Here is a 21,986-nt window from a genome sequence, read left to right as displayed (position 1 = left end):
CACCGGCCACGTCCGAGGTCTTGGAGGCGACCTCCTTGACCATCTGCGCACCCATGTTCTCGAACTTGTCCTTCAGTTCGATCTCCTTCGCGACCGACACGCCGTCCTTGGTGACGGTCGGCGAACCGAAGGAGCGCTCGAGGACCACGTTGCGACCTTTGGGGCCGAGGGTGACTTTCACCGCATCGGCGAGGACATTCACGCCCGCGACGATGCGCGCGCGCGCGGCGTCGTGAAACTTGACGTCTTTGGCTGCCATTAATGTCTCCTGGAAATTTGGCTGGGGCGTAGCGGGGAATTCCCTACGCCGCTTCGAGCACGCCCATGATGTCTTCTTCGCGCATCACGAGCAGTTCCTCGCCTTCGATCTTCACGGTCTGCCCCGAGTACTTGCCGAACAGAATCTTGTCGCCCTTCTTGACGTCCAGCGGACGGACCTTGCCGTCGTCGAGAATCTTGCCCGGCCCTACGGCAACGACTTCACCGGTGTCCGGTTTCTCGGCTGCAGTGTCAGGAATCACGATTCCGGAGGCTGTCTTGCGCTCCTCCTCCAGGCGCTTGACGATCACTCGGTCATGCAGGGGACGGATCTTCATTGCTACTCTCCTTGCCTCACAAAGCTGATAAGAATTTGAATTGAATGGATTTCGAGCTTTCTGTTAGCACTCGATCAAAGCGAGTGCCAATCATACGGGGCGAAGGTCTCGATTTCAACGGTCGGCAAAAAAATGAGAGCGCCGGCCCCAGCGGTGGGGCTTGAGCATCGATGGCCGGGGCGCAGCCGCCCGGCGGAAACGGCAGGTCAGTTGACCGTGCGCCGCGTTGCGGCCACGCCGAAGCGGTAGACAGTCTTACGCGGACCCTGGCCGGCCGGCGGAATCGGGGCGAGCGGACAGGGCGGCGAGCGCCGGCCCTCCGCATCGAGCGTGGCGTCGGCGGCCACCTCGGCCCAGATGCCGCCGTGGACGGGGCGGAAGACCCAGAACAGGTACCCGCGCCGCGCGGCAAGGTCGACCAGCTCGTCGGCGTCGGGCGTGTCAGCGACCACGACCTGCTGGCCGCCGAGGCTTGCGGGCAGCGCTGCAAACGCCTGCAAGCACTCGAGCGCTTCGCGCGGCCGCGCGCCGGGTCGCGCGCAACCCGGACGTTCGCTGCGGGCGACGTCCCACGCCCCGAGTTCCCAACCGGCTTCCATCGCCGCGCGATCGAGCAGCATCAGATCGCTCCAGCGCTGGTTCACCTGCAACGCGGAACTGGGAATCGAGGTGTACTGCACCGTCTCGGCCTCTTCCGCGTCGAGGATCTTTTCCTCGATGAAACCATGCCAGTGCAAGGTGAGAATGACGGGCGTGTCGGGACAAGGTACGGCCGCCACGGTGACCGCGACCAGCGGCTTGTGCGTGGCCGCCATCTGCTCCGAGATGCATTCGAGCAAATCCATCCGAACCTCCTCGCACCTTTCGAATATAGCGAAGCGAAAAAATTCCGGTCAATACCGCTGAAAGCATCATGCGCGCCAGCAGCCGGCAGCGCCCAGTGCTAATAGTCCCGTTCACGGCCGGCTCGCCCGGCGTGGCGCAAGCGCCTAGCACGCTGGCTTGCCCCGGGTCGCGATTCGTGTCTTACTCTTGCGCCGATTTCCGCTCCGGATCCGTCCTCTCCGATTCACATGCCCATGTCGCGCAACACGGACATGACGGCGCGCAGCCTGCGTGCCGTCTGGCACCCGTGCACGCAGATGAAGTTGCACGAAGAGCTGCCGCTCGTGCCGATTGCGCGCGCAGACGGAGTGTGGCTCTACGATTTCGATGGCCGCCGCTACCTGGACGCGATCAGTTCATGGTGGGTGAACCTGTTCGGCCATGCGAACCCCGAGATCGCGCGCGCGATCGCCGACCAGCTTCACCGGCTGGAGCACGTGATCCTGGCCGGCTTTACCCATGAGCCGGTCGTCACGTTGAGCGAGCGGCTCGCCGCGCGCACCGGTCTGTCGCACTGCCACTTCGCGTCGGACGGTTCTTCCGCGGTCGAAATCGCGCTCAAGATGAGCTTCCACTACTGGAAGAACGCCGGGCAGACACGCAAGACCCGCTTCGCCTGCGTCGCCGGTAGCTATCATGGAGAGACCGTCGGAGCCTTGTCGGTGGGCGACATCGGTCTGTTTCGCGACGCCTACGGTCCGTTGCTGCGCGAACCCCTGCGCGTTTCCTCGCCGGACTGGCGCCTGGCACGAGGCCAGGAAAGTGCGCGCGAGGTGGCCGCCCGCGCCGCCGCGGCGCTCGAGGACTGCCTGGCGGCCCACCATGAGACCATCGCCGCGCTGATCGTGGAACCGCTGGTGCAGTGCGCGTCGGGCATGGCGATGCACGACGCCGAGTACTTGCGCCGTGCGCGCGCCGCTTGCGATCGCTACAACGTGCACCTGATCGCCGACGAAATCGCCGTGGGCTTCGGCCGCACCGGCACTTTCCTCGCCTGCGACCAGGCTCGGATCAAACCGGATTTCTTGTGCCTGTCCAAAGGCATCACCGGCGGATTCCTCCCTCTGTCCGTGGTGATGACCAGTGACGCCGTGTATGCGGCGTTCTATGACGACGAAGTCGCCCGCGGCTTCCTGCACTCGCACTCCTATACCGGCAACCCGCTCGCTTGTCGCGCCGCGCTCGCGGTGCTCGACATCTTCGAGCGTGAAGATGTCCTGGCGACCAACCGGGTGAAATCAGCGCTCATCACACAGCGCGCGCAGGAGATCGCGCACCATCGGGCGGTTCGCAACTTCCGCAATACGGGCATGATCTGGGCTTTCGAAATCGACTCTGCCGACCCGCTGGCGGGACGGCGTTTCTACCTGCAGGCCTTGAAGCGGGGGCTCCTGCTGCGTCCGCTGGGCAATACGGTGTACTTCATGCCGCCGTACGTGATCGAGGAAGCGCAGATCGATCTGCTGGTCGCGGGCACGCTCGACGCGCTGAATGCGTTGCCTGCGCAGTAGCAAGCCGCCGGGGCGGCAGGCAGCCGGAGTGCTGTGCGATAATTCCGGCGGCGCCTGCCATCTCCTTTCTTCGCCATGCCCGACCTCGACGTTGTCATTCTCGCCGCCGGTAAGGGCACGAGGATGTTCTCCGATGTCCCCAAGGTGCTGCACCCGCTCGGCGGCCGCCCCCTCCTGGCCCATGTGATCGAGGTGGCGCGGCGGCTGCGGCCCAGGCGCATCGTGGCGGTGTGCGGACATGGCGCCGAGGAGGTGCGCAGCCGCCTCGCCGCCCCCGACGTGGACTTCGTGCTGCAGGAACCGCAGCTGGGCACCGCGCACGCCGTGCAGCAGGCGATGCCCTTGCTTTCCTCGGACGTGGTCCTGGTGCTATACGGCGATGTTCCGCTTGTGCGTGCACAAACCCTGCAGCGCCTGGTCGCAAGCCGGGCGCCGCTCACGCTGCTGACCGTCGAACTCGATGATCCGTCCGGTTACGGGCGGATCGTGCGCGATCGCTCGGGCGCGGTGACGAGAATCGTCGAAGAGAAGGACGCGACCGGGCGGGACCGGGCGATTCGCGAAGTCAGCACGGGCGTGATGGCTGCACAGCGCAACCGACTCGGCCGCTGGCTCGCACGCATCGACAACGACAACGCTCAGGGCGAGTTCTATCTGACCGACGTCGCGGCATTGGCGGTCAAGGATCGCGTGTCGATTGGTACCGTCCAGCCGGAGGCAGCGTGGGAAGTTCTGGGCGTGAACAGCAAGGAGCAGTTGGCGCGTCTGGAGCGCATCCACCAGTGGGAATCCGCGCAGGCGCTGATGAAACAGGGCGTCACCTTGGCCGACCCCGCGCGAATCGACGTGCGCGGCGAACTGTCCTGCGGGCGCGATGTGACGATCGACGTCGGGTGCGTGTTCGAAGGAAGCGTGGTGCTCGGCGACCGGGTGAGGATCGGCGCAAACTGCGTGGTGCGCGACGCTCATGTGGGCCCCGGCACGCAACTGCTGCCGTTCTGCCATCTGGAAGGCGTGACGATCGGAGCCGACTGCCGCATCGGACCCTACACCCGGGTGCGTCCGGGCACGCGCTTCGGCGACGAGGTGCGCGTGGGCAATTTCGTCGAGGTCAAGGCGTCCGAGCTAGGCGATCGCTCGAAGGCCAATCATTTGAGCTACCTTGGCGATACCCGCGTGGGGCGCAACGTGAACATCGGTGCAGGCACGATCACGTGCAATTACGACGGCGCCAACAAGCACCGCACCGTCATCGAGGACGACGCGTTCATCGGTTCGGACACGCAACTGGTGGCCCCCGTGGTGATCGGAAAGGGTGCCACGATCGGCGCGGGCAGTACCATCACCAAGGACGCGCCGCCCGGGGAGCTGACCCTGGCGCGCGCCAAACAGCTGTCGGTCTCCGGCTGGAAACGGCCGACCAAGAAAAGGGCTTGAGGGCACAGCGCGATGAAAACATATCGTGCGTGCGCTTCGTGCCGGCGGTTCGGTGCGCCGCGCGCCGTGTACCATTCTCGATCTCTTTCTGATCATTGCTGCCCATGTGCGGAATCGTAGGTGCCATCGCCCAGCGCAACGTCGTTCCGATCCTGCTCGAAGGACTCAGAAAGCTCGAATATCGCGGCTACGATTCCGCAGGACTGGCGATCGTCAACAGCGGGCTGCATCGGCTGCGCAGCGTGGGGCGGGTCGCCAGCCTCGCCGAAATGGCCGACAAGACCAGGGTGCAGGGCCTGCTCGGCATCGCCCACACCCGATGGGCGACCCATGGCGCGCCGAGCGAGCGCAATGCCCATCCACACGTCAGCGAGGACGGTCTGGCGGTGGTGCACAACGGAATCATCGAGAATCACGAATCGATTCGCGAACGACTGCAGAAGGCCGGCTATGCGTTCGCTTCGGACACCGACACCGAGGTGATCGCGCATCTGATTCACCACTATTTCACGCGCTTCGGCAATCTCCTGGAAGCGACCCGGCGTGCGGTCGGCGAATGCGAGGGCGCGTATGCCATCGCGGTGCTTTCGGAGAAGACGCCGGATTGCCTGGTCGTCGCGCGCAAGGGAGCGCCGCTGCTGCTCGGGCTCGGGGACAACGAGAACTTCTGCGCGAGCGACGCCGCAGCGCTGCTGCAAGTCACGCGGCGCATCATCTACCTCGAAGAGGGCGACGTGGTCGAACTCCGGCGCGACGGCTATCGGGTAATCGACGCGAGCGGTACCGCGGCCATCCGGCCGGTCCACGAGAGCAAGCTGTCGGTCGACGCGATCGAGCTCGGACCCTACCGGCACTACATGCAGAAGGAGATCTTCGAGCAACCCGGCGCGGTGGCGGCCACCCTTGAAATGGTGGTGGGCGCCCAGTCGATCATGCCGCAGCTGTTCGGCGTGGAGGCGGCGGAGGTCTTCCAGCGCGCGACCTCCGTGCTGGTGCTCGCCTGTGGAACCAGTTATCACGCGGGGTTGACGGCGCGCTACTGGCTGGAAGCCATCGCCGGCATTCCCTGCAGCGTCGAGATCGCGTCCGAGTACCGCTATCGGCAGAGCGTGGCTGACCCCAATGCCCTAGTGATCACGATTTCGCAATCGGGCGAGACGGCGGACACCATTGCCGCGCTCCAGCATGCCAAGTCGCTGGGCGAGCAATTGACCCTGGCCATCTGCAACGTGCCGGAGTCCGCGTTGATCCGCCAGACGGCTCTGAAGTTCCTGACGCGCGCGGGACCCGAGATCGGCGTGGCCTCGACCAAGGCGTTCACCACGCAACTGGCGACCCTTTTCTTGCTCACCCTCGTCCTGGCCAAGGTGCGCGGCAGGCTCACCGCGACGCAGGAGCAGTCGCACCTGGCTGCACTGCGGCATCTGCCGGCAGGGTTGTCGCGCGTGCTGTCGCTGGAAGCTCAGGTCCAAGCCTGGGCCGAGCGTTTCTCCGGCAAGCAGCATGCGCTGTTTCTGGGCCGCGGGATGCATTACCCCATCGCGCTGGAGGGCGCGCTCAAGCTCAAGGAGATCTCTTATATCCACGCCGAAGCCTATCCGGCCGGTGAACTCAAGCACGGGCCCCTGGCGCTCGTGGACCGCGACATGCCGGTGGTGGCAATCGCCCCGAACGATGCGCTGCTGGAGAAGCTGAAATCGAATTTGCAGGAGGTCCGCGCCCGCGGCGGCGAGCTGTACGTCTTCGCCGATGCCGATTCGCAGATTCAGATCTCCGAGGGCGTGCATGTGATCCGGCTTCCCGAGAACGCCGGCTATCTGAGTCCGATCCTGCACACGCTGCCCCTCCAGTTGCTGGCTTACCACGCCGCCCTGGTCAAGGGAACCGACGTCGACAAGCCGCGCAACCTCGCGAAGTCGGTCACGGTGGAGTGAGCGGAACGCCATGACCCGACGGGGACTCCAATGTCGGGAGCGGCAGGCACCATGAACAAGCGACACTGCAACTAAGGAGGAGCATGCATGCGGTACCTCAAAGGGCGTGTTTTGATCGGACTGGCCGCCATATGGGTGATCCTCAGCGCGCCGGCCGCGGTGGCCAATCTCGGGGTTGACGACGAAGACAGCGCGGCCGACGACCCGACCGTCCAGGAGGCGCAGAAGGCGCTGCAGGCTCAGGACTGGGCCAAGGCGATCACGCTGTTGGAGAAGGCGGCGGCGGCCCATCCCGAGAGCGCGGACGTGCAGAACTTTCTGGGATACGCACACCGCAAGTCCGGCAACCTGGATGCTGCCTTCAAGCACTATCAGGCGGCGCTCAAGCTCAATCCGCAGCACAAGCCCGCGCACGAATATATCGGCGAGGCCTATCTGATGAAGGACGACTTGGCCGGCGCAGAACGGCATCTGGCGGAGCTGCAAAAGCTGTGCACGCCCATTCCCTGCGAAGAACTCAGGGAATTGAAGCGCGCCATCGAGGAGCACAAGAAGGGCAAGAAGTAGCGCCCATGATCCACACGGCGGTGCGCGCCGTGCTCTTCGACTTCGGCGGCGTCATCACCGACAGTCCGTTCGAAGCCTTCCGCCGGTTCGAGCGCTCGCGCGGCCTGCCGGAAGGATTCCTGCAGTCGGTCAACCGCAACAATCCGGAAGACAATGCCTGGGCACGGTTCGAGCGCGGCGAGCTGGGCCTGGCCGACTTCGACCGCGCCTTTGCCGAAGAAGCGCGCCGCGCTGGATACGAGGTTCGCGGTGCCGAGGTCGTCGGACTGATCTACGGCCCCGTGCGGCCGGCCATGCTCAGGGCGGTTGCGCGCTGCCGCGAGCGCTTTCTCACAGCCTGCCTAACCAACAATTTCCGCCTGGGCGGCGCACGGGGTTCGCTTGGCGAATGCGGGCCGCCGGCGGAGTGGAAAACCGCGCTGTCGCTGTTCCACGAAGTCATCGAATCGTCGCAGATCGGCGCCAGGAAGCCGGAGCGCCGGTTCTACGAGATCGCCTGCGCGCGCCTCGTCATCGAACCGGGCTCGGCCGTATTTCTGGACGACATCGGCGCCAACCTCAAGCCCGCCCGTGAAATGGGCATGCGGACCCTCAAGGTGGTGGACCCCGAAGCGGCGATCGTCGAACTCCAGAGCCTGCTGGGAATCGCCCTGGACTAGGCGCCCCGGGATCAGGCGAGCCGGCGCGGCTTGCGCGGCGCGCGCGCCAACAGTCGGTCGTAGAGCGGACGCGGCAGCGCGCGCAGAAGCGCTCCGACGATTGCCATCTCCCAGGGCAGAACGTACCAGCGCTTGCCGTGCTCGATCGCGCGCACCATGGCGCGCGCGGCGACATCGGCCGGCATCAGGAACGGCATGCGATACGGGTTGCGCGCGGTCATGGCGGTCGCGATATAACCGGGGCAGATCGTGACCACTCGCACGCCGCTTCGCCGCAGTTCGACGCGCAGGCTCTCAAGATAGGCGATCGCGGCTGCCTTGGAAGCGCTGTAGGCGGAAGCGCCCGGCAGCCCGCGAAACCCCGCGATACTCGCGATCCCCGCGAGGGTGCCGCTGCCTCGCTGTCTCATGACCCGAATGAACGGTTGGAACGTAAACAGCATGCCGGTCACGTTGATTGCCAGCATCTCCTCGAAAACCGCGTTGTCGGCCGGTTCGGCACTGTCGTTGCCGGTCGAGACCCCGGCGTTGGCGATTACGATGTCCGGAGCACCGGTCCGCTCGATGAAATCGCGTGCGGCGCGGCCCATCGCCGCGGCGTCTCGCACGTCGACCGGATAGACGTACGATCGGACCGCGAGCGATGCGGCCAAGCGCTCTAGGGGATCGGCCCGGCGCGCGAGCAGCCCGAGCGTTGCGCCGTGCCGTGCATACTGGCGGGCGAGGGCTTCGCCGATCCCGCTCGATGCGCCGGTGATGAAAACCCGAGCTGGCGTGCTATCTGGCGGCGGCACGCTCGCGGCGCACTTTGTCGATCAGAGCGCCGAGCACGGGAACGAGCAACTCGATATCGCCCAGCATCTCGGCGCTGGTGAGGTAGCGACCGTCGACCACCAGCGTCGGGGTGGTGCGCACGTCGTAGGCAATGGTGGTGTCGCGCGCCTTCTCGACCTTGATGCGGATCACGTCGGAGTCCAGGGCAGCATCGAGCGCCGCCCGGTCGAGGCCCTTGGATTGCCCCCAGTCGAGCACGGTCTTGCGGTCGCGAAAGTCGCGCCCCTCGGCGTGCACCGCGCGATAGACCTCGCTGTGCAAACGGGGCAGGGCGCCCAGTTCCTCGAGCACGAAGAAGAGCCGGGTGAGCGGTATCCAATCCGTTCTGCGAATCGCGGGTACGCGCCGGAAGTGCACGTCCTGGGGCTTGTGCTCGAGCCAGCGCCCGAGCTTCGGATCGAATCTGTCGCAGGATTCGCAACCGTAATAGAAGAACTCGACGACTTCGATCCGGTCAGGGGCCGCGCTGGGTCGCGGTGGATCGAGCCGCTCGTATTCCACGCCCTCGATCGGCTCGCCAAGGGCGCTGCCCGGATGCAGCGCGGCGGCAAACAGCGCCGCCAGCAGGAGTTTCATCGCGCTCAGCTCTTCCTGCGCTCCTTGTCGATGAGCTGGTTCAGCACTGCGACGAAGCGGCGCGTATCGACGTTGCCGTCGGCGCCCACCACCATCGAAGGTCCGGTCAGGTACTTGCCGTTCACGACCAGATACGGAGTCCCGGGCACCTTGAGGCTGCGCGTCAGCTGCGCCGCGCGCTGGACCTGATTGGCCACGCTGAACGATTCATAGACCGACTGGAACTTCTTGGCCTCCACGCCGTGGTCTGCGATCCACTTGAACAGAATCGCCGGGTCGTCCAGGCGCAGACCCTTGTCGTGGATAGCCTCATACACCTTGTCGTGCAGCTTTGCCCGCAACTGCAGTTCCTCCAGCGTGTAGTAGAGCTTGGCGAGCGGGATCATCCGGTCGTTGAACACTGCGGGCACGTAGCGAAACTCGACGTCGCCGGGTTTCCTGGCGATCCAGCTCTTCAGCAGCGGCTCGAAGTCGTAGCAGTGCGGGCAGGCATAGTTGAAGAACTCGACCACCTCGACCTTCGGTCCGACAGCCGGCTGGGCGGGCGAGATCACCTTGTACTCCACCCCGGCCATCGGTTGGGTTTGGGCGTGCGCCACGGCGGCAGCAGCCAACATAACGATCGAAGTCAAGAATCGGGTCATGGCCTTGCCTTGCATGTTTCGGGTTAGGTCTACTGATTCGGCTGGCGAACCTTGATGAGATTGGCTTCCAGGTTGTTTTCCTTGAGCGCCGCCCGCGAAGCGTCGAGCTGTGCCATGTCGGTGAAGGGCCCCACGCGCACGCGGTGCCAGATCCTGCCGTCGGGCAGTTGCGCCGTCTGGATTTGTGACTCCACCCCGGCAAGCGCCAGCCGCGCCTTGAGATTGTCCGCGTCGGCGGGGTTCTGGAAAGCGGCCACTTGGAGGAAGTAGATTTCCTTCGCTGCCGGCGTCGCCGAGCGCTTGAACTCCTTGTCAGAAACCGCTTCTTCTGTTCCGGGGAGAATTTTGTAGAAGTCGAACTTGGTCTTGGTGTCCGCGGAAGGTGCCGCCGACTGCTTCTGCTGGCCGGCCGAGGGCGGTGAAGTCGCCGGCCCGGCGCCTTGCCGGTCGACGAACGGGCTCGGACCCCTGTTGATCAGGAGCGCTACGCCCAGCGCGAGGCACAGCCCGAGCAGCAGTCCGATCAGGACGCCCACCCCGAGCGGGCTCCCGCGTCCCGGCGCGGTTCCGGTATCTCGTTGATCGCGGCTCATTGACCCAAGCAGTCTACATCTTATCAGGCGCGCTCACGCCCAGGAGGGCGAGCGCGTTGCGCAGCACCTGGCGCACGGCGGCGACCAGTGCCACGCGGGCCAATCTCACGCGCTCGTCGTCGACCAGGATCTGCGTGGCGTTGTAGTAGCTGTGAAACTGCGCAGCCAGCTCTCTCAAGTAAAAGGCGATCACATGGGGCGCCAGGTCGGCTGCCGCCGACTCGACCGCTTCCGCGAACTCGGCAAGCTTCTGCAGCAGCTCCAGTTCCTGCGAATCAACGAGCGCGGTGCAATCCGCGTTGACGAGCTCGTGCGGTTCGCCACCCCAGCGCGCCAGCACACTGGAGCAGCGCGCATGGGCATATTGTACGTAGTAGACCGGGTTGTCGGTGCTCTGCGACTTCGCCAGATCGAGATCGAAATCCAGGTGCTGGTCGCTCCTGCGCAGCACGTAAAAGAACCGCGCGGCATCGTTGCCGACCTCGTTGCGCAGTTCGCGCAGCGTGACGAACTCGCCGGCGCGCGTGGACATCGACACTTTCTTGCCGTTGCGGTAGAGCACGGCGAACTGTACCAGCGCCACTGTCAGCTTCTCCGGGTCGATCCCCAGCGCCTTCAAGGCGCCTTTGATCCGCGGAACGTAGCCGTGATGGTCGGCGCCCCACACGTCGATGACGCGCTCGAAACCGCGCTCGAATTTGTTGAGGTGGTAGGCGATATCGGATGCGAAATAGGTGTACTGGCCGTTTTCGCGCCGGACCACGCGGTCCTTTTCGTCGCCGAACGCCGAGGATCTGAACCAGGTCGCTCCGTCCTGTTCGTAGAGATGGCCCCTGTCCTGCAGCAGGCGCATCGCGTGTTCGACCAGGCCCGAATCGAACAGCGACTTTTCGGAAAACCAGTGATCGAAGGTCACGCCGAATTCGAGCAGGTCGTTGCGGCAATCCCCCAGCTGCTCCGTCAGGGCGAAATCGTGAATGTAGGCGTAGTCGGGGCCGAGCACGCGCTTTGCGTCGGCGATCAGTGCGTCCAGATGCGTCTCCGCGTCGGCTTCCGCGAGAGGGGCATCGCCCAGCTCAGGCGCGAACGGATGGACGTAGCGCTTGCCGTGCTGCTGGTAAATGGCGCGCGCCATCTCCCTCACGTATTCTCCCTGATAAGCATTCGGCGGGAAGGGGATCTGCGCGCCGGCGAGCTCCAGATAGCGCAGCCAGGTGGACAACGCCAGAATGTCCATCTGGCGGCCCGCGTCGTTGACGTAGTACTCCCGGCTCACGGCGTAGCCAGCCGCCTCCAGCACGTTGGCGAGGCTCGCCCCATAGGCGGCACCGCGCCCATGGCCGACGTGTAAAGGCCCGGTCGGGTTGGCCGACACGAACTCCACCTGAACCTTGCGACCGCCGCCCCGCTCACTCCTGCCGAATCGCTCCTGCGCCTGCAGGATCAACCTGACCAGCAGCTGCTTGGCTGCAGGGCGCAGGTGCAGATTGATGAATCCTGCGCCGGCCACTTCGGCCTTCGCCAGCCACGCCGACTGGGGAAGCGCGCGAACCAACGCTTGAGCGATATCGCGCGGATCTCGTCTCAGCGGTTTCGCGAGCTGCAGCGCCAGGTTGGAGGCGTAGTCGCCGCGCTGCGCCCCCTTCGGTCGCTCGATCGTGATTGCGACTTCGCCCATCTGGGGCGCGACCTCCTCCAGCGCGGCACGAAGCAACCGGCTGAGGTGTTCGCGCAGGTCAACGAGGGGCGTCATCGCGAAAGGAGCGCGGAAAAAGCGCGATTATATCGGCCACGGTGAGCCGGCCGGGCCTATCGGTCGCGGTGGGCTTCCGCCCCCCGACTGCGTCAGAGCTCCAGCGGATCCACGTCGAGCGCCCAGCGCACCGCGCTCGCGCGCGAGCCGTGCAAGCGCTGGCGCCAGGCGCCAAGAAAGCGCTGAAGGGCCGCTCGGCTGTGCGACTGTACGAGCAACTGGCCGCGATAGTGCCCGGCCAGTCGTGGCATCGGCGCCGGCACCGGATCGTAGACCGTGACCGCTTCGGCCAGGCCGTCCGCTTCGCGCGCAGCGCGGGATAGAAAAGCCATCACCGGCTGTTCGCGCACCGCTTCCGCTCTGAGTACAGCCTGGTGCACGTACGGCGGAAAGCCGTTGCGCCGACGCTCGGCGAGCAGGATATCGGCGAACCCGTCGTAGTCGTGCTTCTCCAGCGCCTCGTAGAGCGGATGCCCGGGGAAGCGCGTGAGCACGATCACTTCACCGGGCAACTCCGCCCGGCCGGCGCGTCCGGCCACCTGCATGAGCTGCTGGAAAAGGCGCTCGGCGGCGCGGAAGTCGGCGCTGTAGAGCGAGTGGTCGGCACCGACCACGACGACCAGCGTGAGCTTGGGAAAGTCGTGCCCTTTGGCCAGCATCTGCGTGCCGACCAGGAGATCGACCGACTGGTCGTGAATCTGCTCGCGCATGCGGGCGAAGCTGTGCCTTCTGCGCGTGGTGTCGCTGTCAACGCGCAACACGCGCGCTTCGGGGAAGCGGCTGGCGAGCGTCTCTTCCAGGCGCTGCGTGCCCTGTCCCAGTGCGCGCAGCTCCTGATTGCCGCAGTCTGGACACGCTGCCGCAATGGCCTCGCGATGACCGCAGTAGTGGCAGCGCAGTGCGCGCGCGCGCAGGTGCAGCGTCAGCCGCGCAGCGCAGCGCGGGCACTGAGCAGCCCATCCGCACGCCTTGCACAGCAGTACTGGCGCATAGCCACGCCGGTTGATGAAAACCAGGCTCTGCTCGCGGCGCCCGAGCCGCTCCGCGAGCGCCGCGAGGACCGGCTCGGGCATCGCTTCTTGTGAAGAGGCGGCGCGGATCTCGAGCAGCCGGACGCGAGGCAGTTGCGCCGCGGCGGGTCGTTCCCGCAGCCTGAGCAGTCCGAACCGGCCCTTGCGGGCGTTGAAACACGATTCCAGGGATGGCGTCGCGGAGCCCAGCACGATAGGCACTGCGCGGTCGTGCGCCAGCCACACCGCCAGGTCGCGCGCGTGGTAGCGCACGCCTTCCCGTTGCTTGTACGAAGCGTCGTGCTCCTCGTCGACGAGGATCAGCCCCAGACGCGGCAGTGGAGTGAATACCGCCAGCCGCGTGCCGAGTACGAGCATGGCTTCCCCACTTGCCGCCCTGGCCCAGCGCGCCAGCCGCTCGCCTTGCGCCAGACCGCTGTGCAGGCTGACCATGCCGATCCGCGGAAATCGCTGGCGGAATCGCGCCTCCAGTTGGGGCGTGAGATTGATCTCCGGCACCAGCAGCAAAGTCTGAAATCCGCGGCTGGCTGCGGCCGCGACGAGTTGCAGATAGACCTCGGTCTTGCCCGAGCCGGTGATCCCCTGGAGCAACCACGCCGAATAGCGCCCGAACGCAGCGCTCACGTCCCGCACGGCGCGTTCCTGATCAGCGGTCAGTCGCGGGCTCTCGCCCCCGATGATCGAGTCGTCGAGCCCGGCCGCAGCCATCGTGGACAGCGGCCGCCTTTCGACCCACCCGTTCTTGGTCCAGCGGCGCAGAACCGCCTCGGCGCGCGGCGCGATCGCGCGCGCCCGTCCATCGTCCATTGCTCCGGCGCCTCGCAGGGCTTCGAGCAGTTTGCGCGCCGCGACCGAGCGCAGCGGCAGCGATTCGGGGTCGATGGTGCGGCCCAGCGCGGTCAGGCTATAGCACCATCCGGCTGGCCGAGGGCGGTAGCCGGGACGGCGCAACGCCGTGGGGATCGCGGCCGCGAGAACCTGACCGAGCGGCGCGCAGTAGTAAGCGCTGCAGAACCGCGCCAAACGCAGCACTGCGGGCGGCAAGGGTGCAACCGGCAGGACGCGCTCGATCCTGCGCAGGTGCTCGCGCGGCAGCCGGCTGTAGGCACTGTGCTCTGTCACCACACCCACCGCCCGGCGGCTGCCGAAAGGCACGACCACAAGCGCGCCAACCGGCGCGTCGGCCTCGCCGCACTCGTAGTCGAACAGATCGTCCCGGGGTACGTCGAGCGCGATGCGAACGACGCTCATCTCGCGGACCGACACCTCAGCACGAGGCCGCCGGAAATCTCGTGGAAAAGTGCGGGCAAACGCTGCTAAGCCGCTTCGAGCGCGGCGCTTTTCGGGCTGGGTTCGCCCTGTGGATAAATCTGTTGAAAAAAAGTCTGCCGCGAATTCTTGACTTTGGCCGAGGCCGCGCCAGTCCTGGCCTTCCGGGCTGCGAGGAAAAAAAAAGCCCTGGATACAGAGGCTTCTGAAGGCTTCCCGGAAGGCCGCGCCGATACTGGCTCTCCGGGCGATGGGCCGCGCAATTGTGCATAAATACTGGCTTCGGAGGCAGTGGGGCTACGGCTGGTGATATTCCCGGCTGATCGAATGCACTGCCTCCACGAGCGCGGCGACATTCTCCGGCGGCGTGTGCTGGGACACGCCATGGCCCAGATTGAACACGTGGCCCGCGCCCTTGCCGTAGCTGGCGAGGACCTCGCGCGTTTCTCGGACCGTGATCTCCGGTGAGGTCAGCAGTACGGCCGGGTCGAGATTGCCTTGCAGTGCCACCCGGTCTCCCACCCGCCTGCGCGCCTCGCCCAGCGAAACGGTCCAGTCCACTCCCAGCGCATCGGCACCGCAGCCGGCCAGGGATTCCAGCCACGGCCCGCCGCCTTTTGTGAAAGCCACGCGCGGCACGATTGCGCCGTTGCAGGTGCGTTTGAGCTGCGACATCACCTGCTCGATATAGCGCAGGGAGAACTCGTGAAACGCGGCCTGCGAGAGAATGCCGCCCCAGGTGTCGAACAGCATGACGGCCTGGGCTCCCGATTCGATCTGGGCATTGAGACAGGCGGCGACGGCCGCCGCGTTCACCTCGAGGATCGCGTGCATCAGGTCCGGGCGGGCATACAGCATGCGCTTGACTTCGAGGAAATCGGTGCCCCCGCGGCCTTCGATCATATAGCAGGCCAGCGTAAACGGGCTGCCGGCGAAGCCGATCAATGGCACTTCGTCGGCGAGCGCCTTGCGGATCTGCGTGACCGCGTCCAGAACATAGCGCAGATGTGTTTCGGGGTCTGGCGAGCGCAGATTGCGGATCTCCCACTCGTCGCGCACTGGGCGCTCGAAGCGCGGTCCTTCGCCCTCGACAAACGTCAGCCCCAATCCCATCGCGTCGGGAATGGTGAGGATGTCGGAAAACAGAATCGCGGCGTCGAGAGCGAATCGCGCCAAAGGCTGGAGCGTGACTTCGGTCGCCAGGTCCGGATCGCGGCACAAATCCAGAAAACTGCCCGCCTTTGCGCGGGTGACGTTGTACTCGGGGAGATATCTGCCGGCCTGGCGCATGATCCAGACCGGCGTGTAGGGGGTTGGTTCGCGCAGCAACGCGCGCAGCAGCGTATCGTTGCGAGGTCTGCCCACGGGATCAGCCGGTCACGCCCGTCTGGCTCGGGGGGCGCTCGCCCGCAAGGCACGGCGTGCGAACCTCCGCCTCATCGCGGAAGTTCGGAGCAGCCCATCAAAGCCTCGTCCACCGCGCGCGCACACTGGCGGCCTTCGCGGATGGCCCACACCACCAGCGACTGACCTCTGCGCATGTCGCCCGCTGCGAACACCTTGGGATGCGAGGTGCGGTAGGACTCGGTATCAGCCTTGACGTTGCCTCGCGAGTCTGTTTCCAACCCCAGCTCCTCGATCAAGCCGCCTGGCACCGGTCCCAGGAAACCCATCGCCAGCAGCACGAGGTCCGCGCGCATCGTGAACTCGGTGCCCGGGATCTCCGACATCTTCATCTGGCCGCTGCGGTCCTTGGTCCATTGCACGCGCGCGGCCACCAGCCGTTCGACTTTGCCGTTGCGGCCCTCGAAGTGCTTGGTCGTGACCGCCCAATCGCGGCTGCAGCCCTCTTCGTGCGAGGAAGACGTACGCAGCTTGATCGGCCAGTTCGGCCAGGTGAGCGGCTTGTATTCCTCCTCCGGCGGCTGCGGCAGCAACTCGAATTGCGTGACCGAGAGTGCGCCCTGACGATTGGATGTGCCCACGCAGTCGGAACCCGTATCGCCACCGCCGATGACCACGACGTGCTTGCCGGTTGCCTTGATCTGTCCGGGCACTTCGTCGCCCGCGATCACCTTGTTCTGCTGCGGCAGGAATTCCATGGCGAAATGGATCCCGGCGAGCTCGCGACCCGGAATCGGCAGGTCGCGCGGGTTCTCGGCGCCTCCGGCCAATACCACGGCGTCGAACTGCGTGAGCAGATCTCGCGCCGGCAAAAACTCCTTGGCGAAGTTGCTCACTCCCTTGGGCATGGCCTGCAAGCGTCCGATGCAAACGCCCGGGCGGAACTGTACCCCTTCGGCGCGCATCTGCTGCAGCCGGCGGTCGATGTGGTGCTTCTCCATCTTGAAATCGGGGATGCCGTAGCGCAACAGCCCGCCGATGCGATCGTTCTTCTCGAACACCACCACATCATGGCCGGCGCGCGCGAGCTGCTGCGCGCAGGCCAGCCCCGCCGGCCCGGACCCGACGATTGCGACCTTCTTGCCGCTCTTGCTTTCCGGCGGCCGAGGCGCGACCCAGCCTTGCTCCCAGCCCTTGTCGATGATCGCGTGCTCGATCGACTTGATCGTAACCGGATCGTTGTTGATATTCAGCGTGCAGGACGCCTCACAGGGCGCCGGACACACGCGCCCGGTGAACTCCGGAAAGTTGTTGGTGGAATGCAGGGTGTCGAGCGCCTCTTTCCACTGGTTCCGATATACCAGGTCGTTCCAGTCCGGGATGATGTTGTTGATCGGGCAGCCCGACTGACAGAACGGTATGCCGCAATCCATGCAACGCGCGCCCTGCCGTGCGGCCTCGTCGTCGGCCAGGCGCAGAACGAACTCCCTGTAGTTGCCTACGCGCTCGGAAATCGGCAGCGAGGTTTCCTCGACGCGCCGGATCTCCATGAAGCCGGTGGGCTTGCCCATCTACGCGGCCTCCAGCGCTCTTTGCCTTTGTCGCCTGGAGGCGAGCTCGCCCAGCGCGCGACGGTACTCGTGGGGGAAAACCTTCACGAACATCGGCAACATCGCCTTCCAGTGGTCCAGCACGCGTCTGGCCACCGTGCTGCCCGTATAGCGGTAGTGTCGTTCGACGAGCCCACGCAGGATGACCTCGTCGGCGCTATCCAGATGGCGAGGCTCCGAGCGCGACTGCTCGCTTTCCGGCAGCACCGTTTCCAGAGCCACCATGGACAGGTTGCAGCGCTTCGCGAACATGCCCGACTCGTCCAGGACGTAGGCGATCCCGCCGCTCATTCCCGCAGCGAAATTGCGGCCGGTTTCTCCCAGACACACCACCGTTCCGCCGGTCATGTACTCGCAGCCGTGGTCCCCCAGGCCTTCGATGACCGCAGTGGCTCCCGAGTTGCGAACGGCGAAGCGCTCGCCGGCCACGCCGCGGAAGTACACCTCGCCGGCAATGGCGCCATAGAGTACGGTGTTGCCCACGATGATGTTCTCCTCGGGCCGACCGCCGAAGGCCCGCGGGGGCCGGATCACCATCTTGCCGCCGGAAAGCCCCTTGCCGACGTAGTCGTTGGCGTCCCCTTCCAGTTCAAAGGTGATCCCTTTGGCGAGGAAGGCGCCGAAGCTCTGTCCCGCTGTACCGGTGAAGCGCACGCGGATGGTGTCGTCCGGCAGACCCTCATGTCCGAAGCGTCTGGCCACCTCGCCGGAGAGCATTGCGCCGACCGTCCGATTGATATTGCGGATCGGGAAGGTCATGGACACCGACTGCCTGCCCTCGAGCGCCGCACCTGCCTGCGCGATGAGCGCGTTATCCAGGGCCTTGTCGAGTCCGTGATCCTGCGCTTCACAGTGGTAACGCGCTACGTCCTTGGGCATGTCGGGACGGTAGAAAATCCTGGTGAAGTCGAGCCCTCTGGCCTTCCAGTGCTCGATACCCTTGCGCATGTCGAGCAGATCCGAGCGGCCGATCATGTCGTCGAAACGGCGCACGCCCATCTGCGCCATGATCTCGCGGATCTCCTGGGCGACGAAGTAGAAATAGTTGATGACATGCTCCGGGTTCCCGGAGAACTTCTTGCGAAGCTCGGGATCCTGCGTCGCCACTCCGACCGGGCAGGTGTTGAGGTGACACTTGCGCATCATGATGCAGCCTGTGACGACCAGAGGCGCGGTCGCGAAGCCGAACTCATCCGCGCCGAGCAGCGCGCCGATCACCACGTCGCGGCCGGTCTTCATCTGCCCGTCCACCTGGACCGCGATACGCCCGCGCAGGCGGTTCAGCACCAGGGTTTGCTGCGTCTCGGCAAGCCCCAGCTCCCAAGGCGTGCCGGCGTGCTTGATCGAGGACCATGGCGAAGCGCCAGTCCCGCCGTCATGCCCGGCGATGGTGACGTGGTCGGACTTCGCCTTGGAAACTCCAGCCGCCACCGTCCCTACGCCGGTCTCGGAGACGAGTTTCACACTGATCGACGCGCGCGGATTGACGTTCTTCAGATCGTGGATCAACTGCGCCAGGTCTTCGATCGAGTAGATGTCGTGGTGCGGCGGCGGCGAAATCAGTCCGACGCCGGGCACCGAAAAGCGCAGCTTGGCGATGTATTCGGACACCTTGTGGCCGGGCAGCTGTCCGCCCTCGCCGGGCTTGGCACCCTGCGCGATCTTGATCTGGATCTGATCCGCGCTCGCCAGGTACTCGGCGGTGACGCCAAAGCGCCCGGAAGCGACCTGCTTGATCCGGGAGCGCAACGAGTCGCCCTTTTTCAACGGGATGTCCTTGACCACCACGTTGCCCAGCTCGATGCGCGTGCTGGAATCCCGGGTCACCGGATGGTAACGGATCGGATCCTCGCCTCCCTCCCCGGTGTTCGATTTGCCGCCGATGCGGTTCATCGCGATGGCAAGTGTCGTGTGCGCCTCGGTCGAGATTGAACCGAGCGACATCGCGCCGGTGGAAAAGCGCTTGACGATCTCGGTCCAGGGCTCCACTTCGTCGATCGGGATGGCGGGTCCGGCGGACTTGATCTCAAACAGGCCGCGCAACGTCATCAGGCGCTTGCTCTGGTCATTGATGAGCCTGGCGTACTCCTTGTAGATCTCATAGCTGTTCGCCCGCGTTGCGTGCTGCAGCTTGGCGATCGATTCCGGGGTCCACATGTGTTCTTCGCCGCGGGTGCGAAATGCGTACTCGCCACCCGCGTCGAGCGCGTTGGCCAGCACCGGATCCTTGTCGCTGAAGGCGCAGCGGTGCACGCGCACCGTCTCCTCGGCGATTTCCGCCATGCCCACGCCTTCGATGTTGCTCGCCGTGCCAGTGAAGTACCTGGCGACGAATGCGGAATTCAGACCGATCGCTTCGAAGATCTGCGCGCCGCAGTAGGACTGATAGGTCGAGATGCCCATCTTCGACATGACCTTGTACAGCCCCTTGCCGATCGCCTTGATGTAATGTTTGATCGCCTCGCCGGGGTTCATGCCCAGGCCCGGTGCCAGCTCCATCAGCGTATCCATCGCCAGCCAAGGATGAATCGCCTCGGCGCCATAGCCGGCCAGCAAGGCGAAGTGGTGGACCTCGCGCGCGGAGCCAGTATCGACCACCAGCCCGGTTGCAGTACGCAAGCCGGCGCGCACCAGATGATGGTGCACGCCGCTTACTGCCAGAAGCGCCGGAATCGGGATACGTGCGGCGTTCACCGTGGCGTCGGACAGGATCAGGATGTTATGGCCTTGTTCGACCGCCTCCTGGGCCTTGCGGCACAGCGCATCCACCGCCGCCTGCATTGCGCCGGCACCCTCCTGTGCCGGGAACGTGATGTCCAGCACGACCGACCTGAACTTGCCTCCGGTCAACTGCTCGATCTGGATCAACCGCTCGAGGTCCGTGCGCTCCAGCACCGGTTGCGTGACCTCCAGGCGGGGATTGATCGTCGTCTCATCGATGCCCAGCAGATTGGGTCTGGGACCGATGAAGGATACGAGCGACATCACCAGCTCCTCGCGAATCGGGTCGATCGCGGGATTGGTCACCTGGGCGAACAGCTGTTTGAAATAGTTGTAGAACGGCTTGTTCTTGCTCGACAGCACGGCCAGCGGGGTGTCGGTACCCATCGAGCCCACGGCCTCCTCGGAGGCGACTGCCATCGGGTTCAGGATGAACTTGATGTCCTCCTGCGTGTAGCCGAACGCCTGCTGCAGGTCCAGCAGGCCGGCGCTGCGCGGACGCTCGCCTTCGATGGCCGGCAGCTGCTGCAGGTGGATGCGTGACTCCGCGATGTACCCGCGATAGTCTTCGGCCGAAGACAGCCGATCCTTGATTTCGGTATCGTCGATGATGCGCCCTTGCTCGAGGTCGATGAGCAGCATCTTGCCCGGCTGCAGACGCCACTTCTTCACGATGTTCGCTTCGTCGATCGGCAGCACGCCCACCTCGGAAGCCATGACCACATGGTCGTCCCTCGTCACCACGTAGCGCGCTGGCCGCAGGCCGTTGCGATCCAGCGTGGCGCCGATCTGCCGACCATCGGTGAACGCGACGGCGGCAGGCCCGTCCCAGGGCTCCATCACGGGCGCGTAGAACTCGTAGAAAGCGCGGCGCTTCTCGTCCATAAGCGGGTTGCCGGCCCAGGCCTCCGGGATCAGCAACATCATGGCGTGGGCGAGGGAGTAGCCGCCCAGGACCAGCAATTCCAGGGCGTTGTCGAAGCACGCCGAATCGGACTGTCCTTCGTCGATCAAAGGCCAGACCTTTTGCAGATCCTGGCCAAAGCGCGTCGAGGCGATCGACTTCTGCCGCGCGTGCATCCAGTTGAGGTTGCCGCGCAGCGTGTTGATCTCGCCGTTGTGGGCGATCATCCGGAAGGGGTGCGCGAGTTCCCAGCTGGGAAAGGTGTTGGTCGAGAAGCGCTGGTGTACCAGCGCCAGTCCCGAGACGAAATCCGGATCGCGCAGATCAAGGTAATACTCGCCGACCTGGCGGGCTAGCAGCATTCCCTTGTAGACGATCGTGCGCGCGGACAGCGATGGCAGATAGAACTGCTTGCCATCCTTCAGGTCGGAGCCGCGGACCGCGTGCTCGACCTGCTTGCGGATGACGAACAGCTTGCGCTCGAACGCATCGACGTCCGTGCAGTCGGCTCCGCGCGCGAGAAAGACCTGGCGCACGACCGGCTCCACCGCCTTGGCCGCTTCGCTGATCCCGCGGTTGTCCACCGGTACGTCGCGCCAGCCGAGCACCCGCTGACCTTCGCGCTCGGCAATGCCGGCCAGCAGGCTCTCGCAACCGGCCCGGCTCGCGGAATCGCGGGGCAGAAAGACCATTCCCGCCGCATAGTGACCCGGCTCGGGCAGGTCGATGGATAGCCGCGCGCACTCCCGTCGGAGAAAGCCATCGGGCAACTGAACCAGGATACCGGCCCCGTCTCCGAGCAGCGGGTCGTAGCCCGTCGCCCCGCGATGGGTCAGGTTGTCCAGAATCTGCAACCCCTTGACCACGATATCGTGGCTCTTCGCGCCCTTGATGTGCGCGATGAACCCGACCCCGCAGGAATCGCGTTCGTTGCGTGGGTGATAGAGCCCCTGCGGCGCTGATAGGGTTTGAGCCACGGCGACCTCGTCATCAAGCAGATCCATGCCCGCCAGAGACGGCAAGTCCGGCGCGGGGCCGGACCTGGCGGTTTTTTGCGGGCGAAGCGTTTAATGGTACCGCGTCTGCCCGAAGCGTTTCAATAAACGGCCCTGCGAGCG

General features: G+C 65.3%; 17 protein-coding genes. 5 read left to right on the top strand and 12 right to left on the bottom strand.

The window, feature by feature from the left end:
- From VNM24_00170 to VNM24_00160, 3 genes are all read right to left on the bottom strand, one after another.
- A partial coding sequence (locus VNM24_00170) for a TCP-1/cpn60 chaperonin family protein (protein HWQ37014.1) occupies positions 1 to 259 on the bottom strand: 259 nt, incomplete at its 3' end.
- A 43-nt stretch (positions 260 to 302) separates the two neighbouring features.
- On the bottom strand, positions 303 to 596 hold the full coding sequence (gene groES, locus VNM24_00165) for a co-chaperone GroES (GenBank protein ID HWQ37013.1): 294 nt from the start codon (positions 594 to 596) through the stop codon (positions 303 to 305).
- A 206-nt stretch (positions 597 to 802) separates the two neighbouring features.
- Positions 803 to 1,441, bottom strand: a complete 639-nt coding sequence (locus tag VNM24_00160; GenBank protein ID HWQ37012.1) for a diguanylate cyclase — start codon at positions 1,439 to 1,441, stop codon at positions 803 to 805.
- Between the two features lie 228 nt (positions 1,442 to 1,669).
- Between VNM24_00160 and VNM24_00155 the strand changes: the two genes are divergently transcribed.
- The 5 genes from VNM24_00155 (at position 1,670) to VNM24_00135 (ending at position 7,589) form a co-directional block, all read left to right on the top strand.
- On the top strand, positions 1,670 to 2,992 hold the full coding sequence (locus VNM24_00155) for an adenosylmethionine--8-amino-7-oxononanoate transaminase (protein HWQ37011.1): 1,323 nt from the start codon (positions 1,670 to 1,672) through the stop codon (positions 2,990 to 2,992).
- A gap of 75 nt (positions 2,993 to 3,067) precedes the next feature.
- Entirely contained in the window at positions 3,068 to 4,429 is a 1,362-nt protein-coding gene (glmU, locus tag VNM24_00150) for a bifunctional UDP-N-acetylglucosamine diphosphorylase/glucosamine-1-phosphate N-acetyltransferase GlmU (protein HWQ37010.1), read from the top strand.
- A gap of 104 nt (positions 4,430 to 4,533) precedes the next feature.
- On the top strand, positions 4,534 to 6,363 hold the full coding sequence (glmS, locus tag VNM24_00145) for a glutamine--fructose-6-phosphate transaminase (isomerizing) (GenBank protein ID HWQ37009.1): 1,830 nt from the start codon (positions 4,534 to 4,536) through the stop codon (positions 6,361 to 6,363).
- Positions 6,364 to 6,450: 87 nt separating this feature from the next.
- Entirely contained in the window at positions 6,451 to 6,930 is a 480-nt protein-coding gene (locus VNM24_00140) for a tetratricopeptide repeat protein (protein HWQ37008.1), read from the top strand.
- Positions 6,931 to 6,935: 5 nt separating this feature from the next.
- A complete protein-coding gene (locus VNM24_00135) occupies positions 6,936 to 7,589 on the top strand; it encodes an HAD-IA family hydrolase (protein ID HWQ37007.1) in 654 nt (217 codons plus the stop codon).
- Between the two features lie 11 nt (positions 7,590 to 7,600).
- Here VNM24_00135 and VNM24_00130 read toward each other — a convergent pair whose 3' ends face one another.
- The 9 genes from VNM24_00130 to gltB all read right to left on the bottom strand — a co-directional run bounded on the left by VNM24_00130 (position 7,601) and on the right by gltB (position 21,872).
- A complete protein-coding gene (locus tag VNM24_00130) occupies positions 7,601 to 8,383 on the bottom strand; it encodes an SDR family oxidoreductase (protein ID HWQ37006.1) in 783 nt (260 codons plus the stop codon).
- Positions 8,367 to 8,999: a thiol:disulfide interchange protein DsbA/DsbL gene (locus VNM24_00125; protein HWQ37005.1), complete on the bottom strand. Its 633-nt coding sequence runs from the start codon at positions 8,997 to 8,999 to the stop codon at positions 8,367 to 8,369. The genes VNM24_00130 and VNM24_00125 overlap by 17 nt, the downstream gene beginning before the upstream one ends.
- A 5-nt stretch (positions 9,000 to 9,004) precedes the next feature.
- Positions 9,005 to 9,643: a thiol:disulfide interchange protein DsbA/DsbL gene (locus tag VNM24_00120; GenBank protein HWQ37004.1), complete on the bottom strand. Its 639-nt coding sequence runs from the start codon at positions 9,641 to 9,643 to the stop codon at positions 9,005 to 9,007.
- 29 nt (positions 9,644 to 9,672) lie between these two features.
- Positions 9,673 to 10,236 (bottom strand): SPOR domain-containing protein, encoded by a 564-nt coding sequence (locus VNM24_00115; protein HWQ37003.1) that lies wholly within the window; start codon positions 10,234 to 10,236, stop codon positions 9,673 to 9,675.
- Between the two features lie 13 nt (positions 10,237 to 10,249).
- Positions 10,250 to 11,989 carry an arginine--tRNA ligase gene (gene argS / locus VNM24_00110; GenBank protein HWQ37002.1) on the bottom strand — a complete coding sequence of 580 codons (1,740 nt, stop codon included), beginning with the start codon at positions 11,987 to 11,989 and terminating at the stop codon, positions 10,250 to 10,252.
- 92 nt (positions 11,990 to 12,081) lie between these two features.
- Positions 12,082 to 14,271: a primosomal protein N' gene (locus VNM24_00105; GenBank protein ID HWQ37001.1), complete on the bottom strand. Its 2,190-nt coding sequence runs from the start codon at positions 14,269 to 14,271 to the stop codon at positions 12,082 to 12,084.
- Positions 14,272 to 14,586: 315 nt separating this feature from the next.
- Complete coding sequence (gene hemE, locus VNM24_00100; GenBank protein HWQ37000.1) at positions 14,587 to 15,654, bottom strand: uroporphyrinogen decarboxylase; 1,068 nt, start codon at positions 15,652 to 15,654, stop codon at positions 14,587 to 14,589.
- 71 nt (positions 15,655 to 15,725) lie between these two features.
- Entirely contained in the window at positions 15,726 to 17,204 is a 1,479-nt protein-coding gene (locus VNM24_00095) for a glutamate synthase subunit beta (protein HWQ36999.1), read from the bottom strand.
- Positions 17,205 to 21,872 carry a glutamate synthase large subunit gene (gene gltB / locus VNM24_00090; protein ID HWQ36998.1) on the bottom strand — a complete coding sequence of 1,556 codons (4,668 nt, stop codon included), beginning with the start codon at positions 21,870 to 21,872 and terminating at the stop codon, positions 17,205 to 17,207.
- Between the last annotated feature and the right edge of the window lie 114 nt (positions 21,873 to 21,986).

The organism is Burkholderiales bacterium, assembly GCA_035560005.1.
Taxonomy (GTDB): Bacteria; Pseudomonadota; Gammaproteobacteria; order Burkholderiales; family Eutrophovitaceae; genus DASRFY01.
This window is presented reverse-complemented; position numbering and strand designations above follow the sequence as displayed.

Bases quoted from the DNA above. Each gene is read 5' to 3' on its own strand.
- groES (HWQ37013.1), bottom strand. From the start codon at position 596: ATGAAGATCCGTCCCCTGCATGACCGAGTGATCGTCAAGCGCCTGGAG.
- gltB (HWQ36998.1), bottom strand. From the start codon at position 21,872: ATGGATCTGCTTGATGACGAGGTCGCCGTGGCTCAAACCCTATCAGCG.
- argS (HWQ37002.1), bottom strand. From the start codon at position 11,989: ATGACGCCCCTCGTTGACCTGCGCGAACACCTCAGCCGGTTGCTTCGT.
- VNM24_00105 (HWQ37001.1), bottom strand. From the start codon at position 14,271: ATGAGCGTCGTTCGCATCGCGCTCGACGTACCCCGGGACGATCTGTTC.
- VNM24_00160 (HWQ37012.1), bottom strand. From the start codon at position 1,441: ATGGATTTGCTCGAATGCATCTCGGAGCAGATGGCGGCCACGCACAAG.
- glmU (HWQ37010.1), top strand. From the start codon at position 3,068: ATGCCCGACCTCGACGTTGTCATTCTCGCCGCCGGTAAGGGCACGAGG.
- VNM24_00135 (HWQ37007.1), top strand. From the start codon at position 6,936: ATGATCCACACGGCGGTGCGCGCCGTGCTCTTCGACTTCGGCGGCGTC.
- VNM24_00120 (HWQ37004.1), bottom strand. From the start codon at position 9,643: ATGACCCGATTCTTGACTTCGATCGTTATGTTGGCTGCTGCCGCCGTG.
- VNM24_00115 (HWQ37003.1), bottom strand. From the start codon at position 10,236: ATGAGCCGCGATCAACGAGATACCGGAACCGCGCCGGGACGCGGGAGC.
- glmS (HWQ37009.1), top strand. From the start codon at position 4,534: ATGTGCGGAATCGTAGGTGCCATCGCCCAGCGCAACGTCGTTCCGATC.
- VNM24_00125 (HWQ37005.1), bottom strand. From the start codon at position 8,999: ATGAAACTCCTGCTGGCGGCGCTGTTTGCCGCCGCGCTGCATCCGGGC.
- VNM24_00095 (HWQ36999.1), bottom strand. From the start codon at position 17,204: ATGGGCAAGCCCACCGGCTTCATGGAGATCCGGCGCGTCGAGGAAACC.
- VNM24_00140 (HWQ37008.1), top strand. From the start codon at position 6,451: ATGCGGTACCTCAAAGGGCGTGTTTTGATCGGACTGGCCGCCATATGG.
- VNM24_00155 (HWQ37011.1), top strand. From the start codon at position 1,670: ATGCCCATGTCGCGCAACACGGACATGACGGCGCGCAGCCTGCGTGCC.